The 388-nt window shown below is 62.4% G+C and carries 1 protein-coding gene; it reads right to left on the minus strand.

The window, feature by feature from the left end; translation table 11 throughout:
- Positions 1-388 (minus strand): immunoglobulin-like domain-containing protein (locus M0814_RS29030; RefSeq protein ID WP_247868584.1); only part of this gene is annotated, 388 nt, incomplete at both ends.

Raw genomic sequence — 388 nt, forward strand, 5'->3', positions numbered from 1 at the left:
GCCGCCGCTGACGTTGGTGATGGCGTTGGTCAGCGGGGCATGGCCGGTCAGCGCATCGTTCGGCGCGGTGGTGGTCACGGTGCCAGTGGTTTTGCCCACTTCGATAGTGATGTTCTGACCGTTGGCAAGAGTCACGGTCACTGGCGAACCAGTTACCGGTGCACCAACGGTCGCGGTGTAGGTGACGGTACCACCTTCAGCCGCAGACTCGGTCGCGGTGAGTTTCACCGTGGTGGTGTCGATGGTGTCGGTGACCTGAGTCACAGCCGGCACAGTGCTCGGCACCAGGTTCTCGAAGTTGCCACCGGTAGCGGTGGAAATGGTTGCTTCGACTTTGCCCGCGTCTTTGTACACGTCATCGGCAGGGGCCGGAACGGTCACGGTGCCA

It is taken from the genome of Pseudomonas sp. MWU12-2020 (assembly GCF_023100605.1).
Taxonomy (GTDB): domain Bacteria; phylum Pseudomonadota; class Gammaproteobacteria; order Pseudomonadales; family Pseudomonadaceae; genus Aquipseudomonas; species Aquipseudomonas fluorescens_H.